13 protein-coding genes and 1 pseudogene are annotated in these 14,597 nt (G+C 63.1%); 10 read left to right on the top strand and 4 right to left on the bottom strand.

The window, feature by feature from the left end:
- The first annotated feature begins 55 nt into the window (after positions 1–55).
- From ACEUKI_RS04325 to ACEUKI_RS04305, 5 genes are read left to right on the top strand one after another with little or no spacing between them, the layout of a single operon-like run.
- On the top strand, positions 56–1,864 hold the full coding sequence (locus tag ACEUKI_RS04325) for a type IV secretory system conjugative DNA transfer family protein (protein WP_374156547.1): 1,809 nt from the start codon (positions 56–58) through the stop codon (positions 1,862–1,864).
- Positions 1,864–2,811, top strand: coding sequence for a DUF4913 domain-containing protein (locus tag ACEUKI_RS04320; RefSeq protein ID WP_374156546.1), 948 nt, complete (start codon positions 1,864–1,866; stop codon positions 2,809–2,811). The genes ACEUKI_RS04325 and ACEUKI_RS04320 overlap by 1 nt, the downstream gene beginning before the upstream one ends.
- Complete coding sequence (locus tag ACEUKI_RS04315) at positions 2,798–3,931, top strand: hypothetical protein (protein ID WP_374156545.1); 1,134 nt, start codon at positions 2,798–2,800, stop codon at positions 3,929–3,931. The genes ACEUKI_RS04320 and ACEUKI_RS04315 overlap by 14 nt, the downstream gene beginning before the upstream one ends.
- Before the next feature lie 46 nt (positions 3,932–3,977).
- Positions 3,978–4,292: a hypothetical protein gene (locus ACEUKI_RS04310; protein ID WP_374156544.1), complete on the top strand. Its 315-nt coding sequence runs from the start codon at positions 3,978–3,980 to the stop codon at positions 4,290–4,292.
- On the top strand, positions 4,289–5,572 hold the full coding sequence (locus ACEUKI_RS04305; RefSeq protein WP_374156543.1) for a HipA domain-containing protein: 1,284 nt from the start codon (positions 4,289–4,291) through the stop codon (positions 5,570–5,572). Before ACEUKI_RS04310 ends, ACEUKI_RS04305 begins: the two co-directional genes overlap by 4 nt.
- Positions 5,573–5,591: 19 nt before the next feature.
- Here ACEUKI_RS04305 and ACEUKI_RS04300 read toward each other — a convergent pair whose 3' ends face one another.
- Positions 5,592–6,899: a relaxase gene (locus tag ACEUKI_RS04300; RefSeq protein WP_374156542.1), complete on the bottom strand. Its 1,308-nt coding sequence runs from the start codon at positions 6,897–6,899 to the stop codon at positions 5,592–5,594.
- Positions 6,900–7,037: 138 nt separating this feature from the next.
- On the opposite strand from ACEUKI_RS04300, the pseudogene ACEUKI_RS04295 reads away from it, so the two are divergent.
- Positions 7,038–8,131 (top strand): annotated as a pseudogene (locus ACEUKI_RS04295) (IS30 family transposase).
- Between the two features lie 124 nt (positions 8,132–8,255).
- Positions 8,256–8,795 carry a hypothetical protein gene (locus tag ACEUKI_RS04290; protein ID WP_374156541.1) on the top strand — a complete coding sequence of 180 codons (540 nt, stop codon included), beginning with the start codon at positions 8,256–8,258 and terminating at the stop codon, positions 8,793–8,795.
- A gap of 245 nt (positions 8,796–9,040) precedes the next feature.
- On the opposite strand, the gene ACEUKI_RS04285 is transcribed toward ACEUKI_RS04290, so the two are convergent.
- Complete coding sequence (locus ACEUKI_RS04285; protein WP_374156540.1) at positions 9,041–9,325, bottom strand: hypothetical protein; 285 nt, start codon at positions 9,323–9,325, stop codon at positions 9,041–9,043.
- A gap of 171 nt (positions 9,326–9,496) precedes the next feature.
- On the opposite strand from ACEUKI_RS04285, the gene ACEUKI_RS04280 reads away from it, so the two are divergent.
- The 3 genes from ACEUKI_RS04280 to ACEUKI_RS04270 all read left to right on the top strand — a co-directional run bounded on the left by ACEUKI_RS04280 (position 9,497) and on the right by ACEUKI_RS04270 (position 12,693).
- Positions 9,497–10,279: a cell filamentation protein Fic gene (locus ACEUKI_RS04280; RefSeq protein ID WP_374156539.1), complete on the top strand. Its 783-nt coding sequence runs from the start codon at positions 9,497–9,499 to the stop codon at positions 10,277–10,279.
- Positions 10,280–10,407: 128 nt separating this feature from the next.
- Positions 10,408–11,379 carry a DNA (cytosine-5-)-methyltransferase gene (gene dcm, locus ACEUKI_RS04275; RefSeq protein ID WP_080784732.1) on the top strand — a complete coding sequence of 324 codons (972 nt, stop codon included), beginning with the start codon at positions 10,408–10,410 and terminating at the stop codon, positions 11,377–11,379.
- A gap of 45 nt (positions 11,380–11,424) precedes the next feature.
- Positions 11,425–12,693: a type II restriction endonuclease gene (locus tag ACEUKI_RS04270; protein WP_251847780.1), complete on the top strand. Its 1,269-nt coding sequence runs from the start codon at positions 11,425–11,427 to the stop codon at positions 12,691–12,693.
- Between the two features lie 10 nt (positions 12,694–12,703).
- Here ACEUKI_RS04270 and mobC read toward each other — a convergent pair whose 3' ends face one another.
- Both mobC and ACEUKI_RS04260 read right to left on the bottom strand, forming a co-directional pair.
- Positions 12,704–13,096, bottom strand: coding sequence for a plasmid mobilization relaxosome protein MobC (mobC, locus tag ACEUKI_RS04265; protein ID WP_374156538.1), 393 nt, complete (start codon positions 13,094–13,096; stop codon positions 12,704–12,706).
- Between the two features lie 202 nt (positions 13,097–13,298).
- Entirely contained in the window at positions 13,299–14,483 is a 1,185-nt protein-coding gene (locus ACEUKI_RS04260) for an IS256 family transposase (RefSeq protein WP_131218582.1), read from the bottom strand.
- Positions 14,484–14,597 lie beyond the last annotated feature (114 nt).

Raw genomic sequence — 14,597 nt, 5'->3', positions numbered from 1 at the left:
ACGGCGGGACCGCTTCCATCGGTTCCGCCGTCATGCTTGAAAGGAGAAATGAATCTTGGCCGACGTCGATCCGAAACTGCAATCGAACCGAGTGAGGGATCTGGGCGGCACGGTTCGTCCCAGCCGCAAGATCGAACTGGCGATCATCGTCGCGGCGTTCCTGATCCTCACGGTGTTCGCCCTCGTGTGCTCCCATGCGGGGCATCCCTTCCAGATCTTCGCGCTCATGTACCTGGTCTCCGGCCAATGGTCGCTGACCGCAGGCCGGTGGGCGCTGGCCGTGGCCGTGCTCGTCGTGCTGGCCGTGGCGTGCGGCGTGGGCGCGTGGCTGATCGCCAGCAAGGCCGTGCCATGGGCAAACGGCGCCAAGGCCCGCACCCGCGTGGACGTGTACGCGCCTGCCATGGGCCACGGCGAGGCCGTGGAGAAGGTGACGCGCCAGCGCGCCGAGGCCATGGCGTCAAGGCTCATAGAAGCGGACCACTGGCGAAAGGGCATGTCGCCGGGCTATCCGCTGGGGCTCAACATCGTGGACAACACGTCGATGTACACCAGCTGGGAGGACATGGCGATCGTTTTGGCGGGCCCTCGTTCCGGCAAGTCCCTGTGCTACGCGATCCCGGCCGTGCTCTCGGCTCCGGGCCCGTGCCTGGCGACCTCGAACAAGGGCGACATCCTCGACGTGACCGCCCCGATCCGCAGGCTCGACCATCCGAACGGCCGGATATGGACGTTCGACCCCGAACGCATCGCGGACCCGAACCGGCGGCGTGCGCCGTGGGTGTGGGACCTGATCGCCTCGGTGCAGTCCATCGCCGACGCGAAACGCATCGCCGACTGCTGGCGTTACGCCTCGGGCCAGCCGCAGACCGGCGGCGACGACTTCTTCCCCGGCACCGCCGCCCAGCAGCTCGCCGACTACCTGTTCGCCGCGCATCTGGGAGGCCGTTCCGTGTCCGACGTGTTCAGGTGGTGCTCGAACGAGCGCGACACGTCGCCGGCCGACATCCTGAGCGAATACCCGCGCTACGCGGGCATCGCCTCGCGCGTGTCCAGCGTGATCGCGCTGACGCCGGAAACCCGAAGCGGCGTGTTCGGCAGCCTCCAGACCATGGTCGCGTTCCTCGCGGACCCCGAGATCATCGACTGGATCGACCCTCACCGGGATACGAATGGGAACATCGACGAGCGGCGCGGCCTGTTCGACCCCTACGAGTTCGCCACGAGCGAGGACACCCTGTACCTGCTTTCCGCCCAGGGCCGTCCCTCCACCGCGTTGACCGCCAGCCTGACGGCGGTGGTGGCGTTCACCGCGTTCCAACGCGCCCAATCCGAGTTCACCGGCAACAACCGCCGTCTGCCGGTCCCGTTGTGCTGCGTGCTGGACGAGGCCGCGAACATCTGCCGCTGGCCCGAACTGGCCGACGTGTACTCGTATTTCGGTTCGGCGGGCATACCGATCATGACGATCTGGCAGAACCCCGACCAGGGCAGGGCCGCGTTCGGCGAGACGAACTTCGGCTCGCTGTTCAACAACGCGAACATCACCGTCTACCTGGGCGGCATCAAGGACGCGAAGTTCCTCGGCGAGATCAGCCAGCTGGTGGGCCAGAGGGAGATCGTGCGCGGCAGCGTCAACATCGACGGCACCGGACGGCGCAGCGTGAACAACTCGATCCAGAAGGAGAACATCCTCGACGTTTCCGACCTGACCGAATGGCCCGTCGGCCGCGCGCTGCTGCTCGCATCCCAATCCCGAGCGCAGATCGTCAAGACCCTGCCATGGACGGGCAACAGGCAATGGGCCGACGCATTGGCGCAGGCCAAGGCGAAAGCCCGAGAAGAGCAAAGAAAGGCCGCATAATGAGCGAACACACCTCGAACACCACGTCCGGCCCTGATGGGGAGGAATGGGAGCGCGCGGTCGGTGCCGCCAGGACCCTGCTGTCATCGGACTGCGGATGGCTGGAACTGTTCACCCGCGCCATCCTGGAGGACAAGGGCGTGCCCTACGGCAAGGGACTGCCCAACCCCGAAGCGCCGCACATCCCCGAGGACAAGGAGATCGAAGAGGAAACCATACCGGGCCAAGGCGAGCCGACGCCGACCACACCCGAGGTGCCGGCAGGCCGGCACGCGGCGGAACCCATCCGATCAGGTATTCCGGCCGATGCCGGGGAAACCGGCAACGGCTACGAGAACCCGCCGGAAGACGCAACGGGCCGTGACGACACCCCTCCAAAGGATGATGCGGAGGAATCCGACACCCGTATACTGCCCGCGCAGGAGGGGAAGACGGATCTCGGCCGAGACGAATCCGGCGACCTCGATCCCGCGCGGGCCAGGGACGTGTCCGGCCAGTTCGGCGCGCGAATGCGGCGCAGCGAGACCTACTACCCGAACCTCGCCGCGTTCGTGGAAAGGTTCGTAGCCAACGTGTTCTGCTACCACCAGAGCGCGAGCGTGAACATGCAATGGGTGAGCGACTGGTGGCGCTATCCGGCGCTCGTGTTCCCGCTCGACGCCATGTGGCGCGCCTACGAGAACGCGCGCAAGGCACCCGGCCAGATGATGATCTTCTACATCCAGGCGGCGTCGATGCTCGACCGCGTTTTCGACAAGGACCGTGGCATCGTCGCCAGCCTCGACGTTCGGCAGCAGACCGACAAGAAGGGCGAGCCGCTGCCATGCATCCGCCCGAACCGGGCATGGCGCGAACCGATCCTGGAAACATTGTCGGTCCCCGCCGCAGGCGGCAAGGAAAACAAGGAAACCACCACGACAAGGAGAAGGAACAATGGCTCAAACTGATCCCGAGGACGGCTTCGACCAGATCATGGTCCAGAGCTGGAACAGCGTCGCCCAGCAGCTGCGCACCCTGCACAACGAGCTGAGCGGCGACCGTACGCGCCGCAGGGAACGCGCCGAACGCGCCGTCCAGAACGAACGCTACGAGCAGACCAGACGGCAGCAGCAGGCCATCCGCCTCGAACAATGGGAGATGGACAACAGGGAACGCCTCAACAAGGGGTTCGAGTCCACCCTGAACGCGACCGTGCTTGCCGACGGCGACGGCTGGAGGAAGATGCGCGACTCGTCCCTCTTGCAAGGATGGATGGTCGCCGACCAACTGGAGGGCAACGACCCCGGCTACCGCAGGCAGATCATCGAGGCGAAGGCCCGACTGAAGGACGAATGGTCGAAACGCCACCCGGAAACGCACATCGACGCCGCAGCCGACCAATTGACCAACCACGTGAACATCACCTACACCGACCAGTCGCCCGCGTTGCAGGCCACCCTGAACGCCTTCAACACGGCCGGCGTGCCCGTGGACCTGCAACGGGTGGAGGACGTGCAGGCGTTCCAGGCCGCGCACGGCGACGACGCCACGTTCTTCGTGGACTCGCGGCTCACCGGCCAATGGACGGGCTACGACCACGACAGGATCGTCGAAGCCGTGATGTGCGCGCCGGTCAACGGCGTGGACGACGCCGCCTCCCGAATCAGCTTCCTCAAGGACCAGGGCCTGCCGGAATCCTCGCACGCGGACAACAAGGCCACAGGAGACGAGCCCAGCACCATAAGCGAGGTCGAACGCACCGAGAACGCTGACGCCGCACCAATCGTCGAAACCCCCACACCCGTGCGGGAGCATACGAAGCCCGCCGCCGATGAACGCAAACCGGCATCCGGACCCGAGCCCGAGACCACGGGAGGCGGCGACCTGACGACCGGGGAGCCCGACGGATACGAGGAAATGCCACTCGACCTGAACGAACCCGAGGAATGGAACGGGCCCGACCCGTTCGGCGAATACAGTCCCGCCATGGAATCCTCCATGAACCCCACGGACCAGCCGATACCCGACCAGGCCAACGTCCCGACGCCGCAGATCCTGCAACCCGAGACCAACGGCAACGCACGCTGACGCCGTATCATGGTGTCAACGGCTTTCGGAACCGGAAAGGACGAGCATGGCACACGTGACGTTGGATCTGTCGAAATATGATGCCCTGACCGCCTACAAGGGTCTTCCCGACGAGAAGGAGGAGAACCCGGCGCGGTTCTTCCCCGACACCTCGTCGGTCCGCCGTTGCGCGCGCGAACGCATGTCCGTCATGGGTCTCGACGCCGCCGAACTCGCCAGGAGAGCCGGGGTCCCCCTCTCAAGCGCCGAAGAGCTCGTGGAGACCGGTCTGACCTCCATCCGCTACGTGTACAGGATGTTCGACCTGCTGCACATCCGCACCGAAACGCTGCCGTCCGCCTACGCGGGGAGACTGCTGTGAGGGAACTGCACGCCTGGGAGAACGGGCATCATGTGGGCGTGTTCTCGGAAGACGACGAGGAGCGCATATCGTTCGCGTACGACGCGAACGAGGGTCTGCCGATCAGTCTGAGCCTGCCCAGGACCGGCGGATGGAAAGACCAGGCACCGCGTAACTTCCTGGACAATCTACTGCCCGACAATCCCAACGTCCGCCAGGCCATGCGTGAGCACCTGAATGCCTCCTCGGCCGGCGTCTTCGATCTGCTGGACCGGGTTGACGCCACCGGCGGACTGGTGTTCTCCCTCTCCCCGGAACCTCCAATCCCATCGCCGACGCTTCGTCTGATCACCGATTCCCAGATAGCCAACGAAATCGACCGCATCGAGCGGACCAGGAACTACTGGTGGGACGAGGACAGCCACTGCCGGTTCTCCTTGGGAGGGGCGCAGGGCAAGTTCACACTGTCCCGCGTGGACGGCAAGTGGTATTGGCCGGATATGATGCTTCCCTCCACCCACATCGTCAAACCGAAGCCCCATGACCTTCCCGAGGCGACCAAGGTGGAACTGGCGACGATGCGATTGTCGGAACTGTGCGGCATCGACACACCGGCACGCGGCGAGATCACGGCGCAGCGCAAGACGGCCTATATCGTGGAACGGTTCGACCGTCGCCTGGAGGAAGGCCGAATCGTCCGACTGCGGCAAGAGGACTTCCTGCAAGCGTTGGGATTGCCGACCCGCGACAAATACGATCCGTCGGCCGACGACTGCCTGGAACTCCTGCAACGCATCGACGCGTCGGGCTCCCTGTCCTACCGGTGGCTCGAAAGGCTGGCCTTCAACACGTCGTCCGCCAACAGCGACGCACATGCGAAGAACTATTCCCTGATCCTCGATCCCGCATCGGGGATACGCCTGTCTCCCCAGTATGATGCGGTCGCCACCAGGTATTGGCCCGAGTTCAACTGGGAACTCACCATGCCGTTGAACAAGGATCACGCCTTCGCGGAGCACACCACGCCCCAGGATTGGGAGGATCTGGCGACACGTCACGGTCTCGATGGTTCGAGGGTGGCCGATATGGCCCGGCGTATGGCGGGGAAGGTCCTCGCCGGCATATCCGAATCCTGCGAGGGCCTGGACTCGCGGATGGCCGATCGCCTGAACGCGTGCTGGACGAAGGCGAACGAGTCCATCGAGCCGATCATGCCGGGAGACGAGCCGGCGAACTCTCTCGATCCAGCATCGGCCTTGCCCGATTCGCTCGGTTTTCCCTCCTCGGGCCGTACCATCTGAGCTTTTTCCGGGAAGCGTCCTAACGGCGGGGCCGGCTCTCCCCGTCAGAGGCGACCATGCTCCATAGACCGTATTCCGGCGCGATTCCATAGCGTTCGCGCAGCATGTCGAACGTGTGCAGGCCCTCGCGCATCGCTGCCCGGTATTCGTCGCCGTCCGCCGCGTCGTTGAGGCTGGCGGCGATGCAGAACGCTTCGGATACGAGGCGTTCCATGTCGTGCGTGGACAGATTCTCGGGGTGTCTTTCGCGTCCGCCGTCGAGGAACGGCGGGCGGTTCTCCATCGCGGCGCGCCATTCCTGCACGGCCAGGGCGCGGCTCCTGGCATCGTCCGCCCAGCCGTCGCGCAGTCGTTTCAATCGCATGTCGTCGCCGAGCTCGAAGGCGTTGAACCGTTCCGTCCACCCGTCCGCGCTGCGCCACATGATCCTGTAGCCGACCACCTGGCCTGGGTCGGTGAACGAGTCTTTGGCGGTTCCCCTGCGCAGCCTGGGATCGATGGAGAAGCCTTCCCTGCGCACGCGGCGTATGAACTCGTCCTCGCTGCGCGACGCCTTGGCGCACGCCTCCACGATCCGGCCGACATGCTGGCGCGGCATCGTGGAGGCGGCGACCGCCGTGACGAGCCGGCTTCTCTCGTCGCCGTCCAACGCATCCCATCCCGCGTCGTCGCCGTACTCGGTTCGCGCCTTCCATTGGGCCCATTGCCGCCATTGCCCGTACTGCCAGCTGACGCGCGTTCCGGTATCGGAGCGTGCGAGCTCGACCAGTTCGGGGCGCGATTTCTCCATCCGCCTGCATGATCTCTGCGCGTCGATCCGGTCGTGGTACGGGTTGATCCAACCGTCGTCGGCGGCGAGCTGCACCATGATGTGCACGTGGTCGTTGCCGTTGGCGGACAGTCCGTGACGGACCGCGAGCCACGTGACGCCCTGATCGCCGTCGCCGTCGATGATGTTCATGCGCGTCAGATAATCGCGGATGACCGACTCCCATTCCTGATCGGTCAGTATGCCCTGGCCGGCCTTGATGGCAAGCGAGCAGTGCCACACGCGCTTCCTGCCATGCTCTCGTTCGGGGTTGTCCTTGCCTCGCATGTCGGGCGGGAACGGATCGCCCTTGCGTCCCCTGACGCGGTAGCGTCGGTCGAACCTGCGGCCTATCTCCGCATACGACGCCGCCGGCTTGCCATCCATGTCAAACGAGGGAAACATGTCGCCGCTCGCGCACACGAGATGCTGGTCGGTGTGTTCATTGCGCCGTCCCTTGCCGAACAGGTAGCGCACCAGGCCGGCCGGGTCCGAACCCCTGACGATATTCGGTATCATACGATGATTCTCCGCCCGCGCGCCCGGCACGGCGGCGCATGGCGTCTATGAGAGATATGCGTCCCGGGTTCTAGATAGAAGTGCAACGCCTGTCTATGGTTGGAAGTGTTCAAGTCCTAACTCAAGAAGGTGTTGCTCATGAGGAAAGTGTATTCCCACCTGTCGGCCGAGGAACGCGTCCGGATCGACGAGTTGAGGAACCGTGACGGGCTCGGTGTCCGCCAGATCGTCCTGAGGATCGGCCGCGACAAGTCCACCGTCAGCCGCGAGCCGGGACGCGGCCTGTGGTTCGCGTCCAACGAGAACGAGTCCTACCCCGAAACGGCTGAAGGCGGTCGCGTGGACGTCGAGGCCGTTCTACTCGGCCATGACCGCGCAGCGCAAGGCCGAGCGGCGCGCGCCAATCGCGCAAGCCCCTGCGCATGGCGTATTCGCCGTTGCTCGCGTGGGTCATGGACGCGCTGCGCAAGGGATGGACGCCCGAACTCATCGAGGGACGGCTGAAGGTCGAATGGCCGGCCGACCCGCATATGAGAATCGGCCGCGAATGCCTCCACCGGTGGATCCACGCCAAGCCGCGCAGGGCATTGGACCTCAGGCAGTACCTGCCTCGGGGCAAGCGGCATCGCACGCGCGCCAGGGGCAGGAGGTCGAAGGGGCCGCGCATCCCGATGCGCGTGCCGATCGCCGAACGTCCCAAACGCGTGGGCCCGCGCCGCGAGTTCGGCCATTATGAGTCCGACACGGCCGTCGGCGCGGCCCCGTCGAAGCGGTGCGGCAACACGCAGGTCGAACGCAAGAGCCGCCGCCTGTTCGCCCGCTTCATCGAGGACAAGAGCGCGCCGGCGACCGCGCGCGCCGAATACGACATCTACAAGGACATCCCCGCGCCCGCGCGCATCGACCGCACCTGGGACAACGGCACCGAATCCTCCTGCCACCTGCTCGTGGACGAGGCGCCGGGCATGCTCACCTATTTCGCGGACCCGTACTCCTCATACCGGAGGGGCGGCAACGAGAACCGCAACGGGCGCATCCGCCGCTACCTGCCCAAGAGGACCTGCTTCGACGGCCTGACGGACGAGGACCTGCAGGCCATCGTCGATGAGATCAACGACACCCCCATGAAGGTCCTGGGCTGGGAAACGCCCAACGAGGTTTGGTACCGCGAGCCCGGCAAGGTAATGTCAAGGACAAGCCACCCAAAGACGAACGTTGCACTTGCAAATTGAATTCGGGGGCCTCTACAGGAATCTCTGTTGATGATATACTCTTTTACTAGACAAGCGATTTTCTACTTGCCTAATAAATGATGGGTATACCGCCTACCAAGGCAATGAAGCATCGGAGGCATCAATGGCTCGTCTTATGAAATCGGCACGTGGAATACTTGCCCTAGTAGTCTTGTTCTCCTTAGCACTAGTTTTGGGACTCGTGCCGATGACATCAGCAAATGCGGCAGAGATCGCGATCAGCGGAATGCCAAAAGAGTCCATACCTGCGGCATTCGGAGGAGAGCTTCACGGCGAAAATACCTCGACCGTCGAAGTGGATGGTAAAGGTACGTTGACCGCAACAATCAACTACGACACAGGAGTCGTTACGGTCAAGGATTTCAATGGTGCTGTTCGCACTGAATCCCTAGCTGCGGTAGTCGCCAATGCAGCAAATGAGCTTGAGAAAATTCCTGCGGAACAACGTCAGGAACTTATGAACAGGGCACAGTTGAGGATTACGCCGCATGATGTATGCCCGTATCTTGTCACCGCCATAGGATTTGGTCATGACGCAGCGTGGCAAGCCGCATTGAGCCTTGTCGGGGTGAATCCTGCCATCGCTGTGTTGGTGGGTCTTGGTTTTACGTTCTTCTGGGCGTGGGTTTCAAGTTACTGCTGAACAGGTTTTTATTCATGCGAAGGTAAATCATGAAGTTAGTTAATTTCCTGCCTTTCCTAGGGGGACTCGTCGCCTACTTGTTGGTGTGGTGTAAATGGTGGCATCCACATGACAAGGACCACAAATAACCTCAAACCTCATACATCGTTGGAGAACTGGCGTGTGCAGTCTTGATGAGACCTCACACGCCAGTTCTCTTATGCGTCGGTGCGTTGTCAGCGCCTGTATTAGCTGTGTCTGATGCGTCAGGCGTCTACGAGGTGCGAGAACCGGTCGGTCATCGCGGCTCTGGTCCATGCGCTTACGCTCATGTGGCTGCGCTTGGCATCCGCCTCGATGGGATGCCACATGGTATCGCTCAGACAGATGGTGCGCGGGCGCAGAGGCTCGGTGTCGGCCTCCCACGCGCGCCCCTCGAACGGGGTGACCTGGGCGCCTGGGAAACCGTTCTCGGCCTCCTCGGCCCACCTGTCGACCAGCTCGTCGGTGATTTCGGTGCCGTTCTCGGCTATGTATCTGCGACCAGTCATCGGTTCCTCCTTATCTCGTCGCGGAATCCCTTGGTCAGATTGTTCGCATGAATGATCAGCGGCGTATGGTCGTCCAACCTCACGAACACGAGCTCCATGCCCCCGCTCTCAGGCGTCCTTTGCCGGCACGGCCACTTCGATAGAATTATCGGAAGCGGATAAGGAGCTTTGATGGAACCGGCGAGGAACGATACGACGACGGATAGGCGCACGGCCGTGGAACTGGCGAAGCGGCTGCTGGTCGATTCGATCTGGCGCACCGCCAAGATCGAGGTTGATGGCGTCACCTTCCCCGACACGCAGGAGATCTTCGACGGGCGCGCGCCCGAGGGTATGAGCGTGGACGATATAGTCACGGTGAACAACATCAGGCGCGCGTGGGGATTCCTGCTCGAGAACATCGACTATCCAGTCGATTGGCAGTACATCCGCGAATACAACCGCATCATCGGCGAAGGCCTCGTGCGCGACGCCGGCCGCTTGCGTGAATACGGCGTGAGGATCGGCGGCACGGGATGGGTGCCGGAGATCCCCACCGTCGAATCCTCACGGGAAAGGGTTCGCGGCATCCTGGAGGAGTCAGAAGGGGCGGACACTGCGATGCTGCTGTTCGGCGCGGTCACGCGGGGACAATGGTTTTCGGACGGCAACGAGCGCACCGCGCTGATGGTTGCCAACCACCAGCTCATACACGACGGCATCGGCGTCTTCTCGATCCCTCCCGAAGACAAGGCGCAGTTCGTCTCTATGCTCCTGCGCTACTACGAGACGGGCGACTACTCCCGGCTCTCCGATTGGCTCTCACAGAACGCCGTCGGCCATGTGCCCGGCGGGCTGACTTTGGCCCAATCGTCTGGGGTCGTGGAAAAGACGAATGATGCCGTGAACGGGATGGGCATCGTGCCCGGTGGTCCCCTCGACGGCCTCGATGGAGGTTCCGGCTTACTGAGGTGACGGTCGTGGCGTCCGGGGGAAGTTTGCTCCCGAACGCCACGGGATTATTTACGCGATGAGTTCGCGGGGTGTCGGGCCGCGCCCTTCTCATGTGCTATCCTGGGTTTCTCGGGAATCGGAGGAACCGTATGAGTGAGATCAGGATAGCGGATTTGTTCGCCGGCATCGGCGGCATCCGCATGGGCATGGTGCAGGCGCTGGGCGATGCCGCGCATGTGGTGTATTCGTCCGAGTGGAACAAGTACAGCGTGCAGACCTATGAGGCGAACTGGCACGACGAGAATCCCGTGGCCGGCGACATCACCAAGGTCGGCGAGCATGACGTTCCCGACATTGACCTGCTGCTCGCGGGGTTCCCGTGCCAGCCGTTCTCCATCGCGGGCGTCTCCAAGAAGCAGAGCATGGGCCGTCCCACCGGTTTCGAGGACAAGACCCAAGGCACGCTGTTCTTCGACGTGGCGAGGATCATCAAGGCGAAGCAGCCGAAGGCGTTCCTCCTGGAGAACGTGAAGAACCTGCTCTCGCACGACCGTGGGCGCACGTTCAAGACGATATATTCCGTGCTGACCGAAGACCTTGGATACCACGTGTCCTACAAGCTGATCGATGCGGCGGGCTTCGTCCCCCAGCACAGGGAACGCACGTACATCGTGGGCTTCCGCGAGGAGAACGGGTTCACGTTCGATGACGTGAAGCCCATCGCGCACGGCAACGTCGGCAGCATCCTCCTGCCCGCCTCCCAGGTTCCCGACAAGTATGTCCTGAGCGACAAGCTGTGGACGTACCTCCAGAACTACAAGAAGAAGCATGAGGCCGCAGGCAACGGTTTCGGATATGGCATGGTCGATGCCGCCACCGACCACACGCGCACGTTGAGCGCGCGGTACGGCAAGGACGGCAGTGAGATACTGGTCTCACGCGGCGATGGGAAGAACCCGCGCAGGCTAACCCCGCGAGAGTGCGCGCGACTGATGGGCTACCCGGATTCGTTCAGTATCCCGGTATCAGACACGCAGGCGTACCGGCAGTTCGGCAACTCGGTCGCAGTGCCGGTCATCCGAGCCATAGGCGAGGCGATGAAACCCTACCTGTCCGACTGATTCGCCCGAGGCGTTTCCTGTCCGATTGGTCTATGCTCATGGATTATGAGCGATTACGGGAGAATCGGCGACTACATCGGCCCGGTCGCGGCCAAGAAACTGTCGGCCGTCGATATCGACACCAACAGCAGCAACCAGCACGAGTTCGGCGGCAACGACGCGCTCAGAAGACTGCTCGGCACCGGCGAGGATCGTAGAGCCTCACAAGGGCACGGCATACCCACCGCGCTCATGTACCTGAGCGACGACGACGCGCCGGCGGTCGCCGACCTCGAAACCACATGGTACGACGCTCGGCGCAACAACCCGAACCGCAGCGCCGAATGGCGTCTCTACTACAAGGACTGCGAGCCAATACGCATGGCCCGTCCCGGCGACCTCATGTGCTTCGGTATGCTCAGGGACAATCGCCTGCTGATCATCATCGCACAGCATGACAGCACGGCCGAAGCCCAAGCCAAATGGCTCTTCGGCATCGACGACGAACAGGAGGGCGCGTTCCGCTTCCACGACAACACGGAACGTGAGCTGGACGCCTTCGGCGCGCAGGTCTTCGAAGCTCTCGGCATCAACGTCGAAGTGCGGGATGACACGCTTCTCCCCGAGATGATCGGCAGATGGGGATACAGGTTCCCCAGCAACGAGGAGTTCGCGGCCTTCTCCCAATCCTCCTTGACGGACGTGGACCCCACGCACGATGACCCTGACGACGTGGTGATCGAATACTACGACCGCAGCTACCTGCTGTTCAAACTCTATGAGCGGGCGGTCATCCAACACGACTACGATGCCGCGCCATTCGTATCGGATGGCGTCATCGACGTTGACTCGTTCACTTCGTTCTACACCTCCGTGCGCAACCGGCGCATGAGCCGCGCAGGCAAGGTCCTCGAAATCCACATCGCCCACATCCTCGACGCGCGCGGCATCGAATACGAGGCGCAGGCCAAGACGGAAAACGGAAAGAAACCCGATTTCCTGTTCCCCTCGCAAGCCGCCTACGAGGATCCGGCGTTCCCCGAGGAACAGCTGCGTATGCTCGCCTCGAAAACCTCCATCAAGGATCGTTTCCGCCAGGTCGCCGACGAAGCCAACCGGATCAGGGACAAACACCTGTTCACCCTGACTCCCGGCGACGTGACCCATCCCAAGCTCGCCCAACTCGATGAACTGCACATCCACCTGGTCATGCCCAAGGTGGTCAAGGAATCCTATGATGACCTGATCCAGGGAGAAACCATGACGTTCTCCCGGTTCATCGAAGAAATCCAAGGACTGCAAGCTGGCCGTCCGCAAAGCCTGACCTTGCTCTGACCGGTTCGCGTCATCGGGCGCTCCCGGACTGCCCGATGACGGCATCGAGGTGATCGATCAGCTCCCGGCATTGCCGGACGGCGTAGGACGCCGATGCCTCGTCCTCGATGGTCGCGTTCATCTCCCTGTTCGCGTTGTGCGCGATCTGGTTGACGTTGCGGCCGATGCGGCGCAGCTGGTATTCGATATCCCTGAGCGCCTGGACGGTGGGCGAATCATGTTCCTCCTCCTCGACGTACAGGCTTCCCTCCAACATCTTCACCGCCTCGATGACGGTGAGGGAGACGGTCTGGCCGCGTCGCCGCGCGGCATCCTGGAGCATCCGTTTCTCGTCGTCATCGACGCGGATCAGCACCGCCTTTTCGCGTGGACCGTTTTGCCTGCACCGTCTTTTCCTTGCCATCGTTTCCTCCTCTCATGGATCATTGATTGTCAGGCCTTCGGCACTCGGGTTGTTGCTCCAGCGCCGCAGGGCGCGGGAGGCTGCGGGCTCGGATTGTATATACAATCCGTCTAGCTTGCTTACCTTCGATTTGATGGGCATCTCCATGGGTAGTGCCCGAACTCTTGCGCACTTTGGTCTTCGCCCGTCCCTGTGGCGGTGATCAGTTCGCTGCTGGTACGGTCTCACCGAGCCTTGACATGTCGAGGTAGCGGCGCGTCGACCACTCGTCGGATGTCACGTAGCGGACCCTCGCGCAGACGAGCATCAACGCGCTGCGTCCGTCGGGGAACGAGCCGACCACGCGGGTCCTGCGCCTGATCTCGCGGTTGAGCCGTTCGATCATGTTGTTGGTGCGGATCCGACGCCTATGCTCGCGCGGGTAGTCGTCGAGCAGGTAGGTCGTGGTCTCGCCGATGCCCTCGCGCAGGCATTTGGCGGCCTCCTTGAGTTTCCTGGATTCCATGTCCCGGGCGACGGATTCGGCCTTCTCCAACGCCTTGTCGCGTGATTCCATGGAGAACACGGCCTTCAGTGCGTCGGCCGCCCAGTCGCGGTTCCCGGGGTTGACCCTGGCGAGTATGTTGCGCTCGAAATGCACCATGCACCGCTGGTAGCGGGCATCGGGCAGCAGCTCGCCCGCGGCGGCGACCAGCCCCGCGCACCGATCTCCCGTCACCAGTCTCACGCCCTTGAGGCCTCGTGCGAGCATGCCTTTGATGAATTCGCGCCAGCTTTCCGCGTCCTCCTTCATGCCCTCGGCCACCGAAAGCACCTCGCGCCGCCCGTCCATGCCGACGCCGATGGCCACCAGGATGCTCACGTTCTCCACGGACCCGCCCCAGCACCTTTTGTGCCACACGCCGTCCATGAACAGGTACGGGTAATCCTGTTCGAGGGGCCTGCCCCGCCATGCGTCGATATCCGCATAGACGCGCTTGAGCTTGTCGCTCAGGGTCTGCGAGGGCATGCGGTCGCCCCACAGGAGCCGGCTGACATCATCGACCTGGCGGGTGGAGACGCCGGCCAGGTACATGTCGATCAAGGCCTCCTCGACGCTCTCCTCACGCCGACGGTATCGTTCGATCACGGCCGACTCGAACACCGCGCCCTTGAGTTTCGGCACTTTCAGGCTCATTTTGCCGGCCTTGACGGTCAGGTCGCGCTCGTAGTGGCCGGCCCGGTACGCCTTGCGGTCCCCGCTGCGCTCGTAGCGCGCGGCGCCGGTGATCTCGTCGGCCTCGGCGTCGAGCATCGCGTTCAGGGTCTCCTCGACGCTTTTGCGGACCATCCGGTCCAGGGTGGTTTCCAACATGGCCTGGTCGACCTGTAGAATCTGCTGTGACATGGCTTCGTGCCCTCGTTTCCAATCGCGGTTTTCTAATGTCTGGCGACTGAAAATCGTACACAGGACACGGGCCATGCCCCTATCTCAAGCCCAAACCAAAGTGCGCAAAATCTC

Origin of the sequence: Bifidobacterium sp. 2450 (genome assembly GCF_041900695.1) — a bacterium.
Lineage (GTDB): Bacteria > Actinomycetota > Actinomycetes > Actinomycetales > Bifidobacteriaceae > Bifidobacterium > Bifidobacterium longum.
This window is presented reverse-complemented; position numbering and strand designations above follow the sequence as displayed.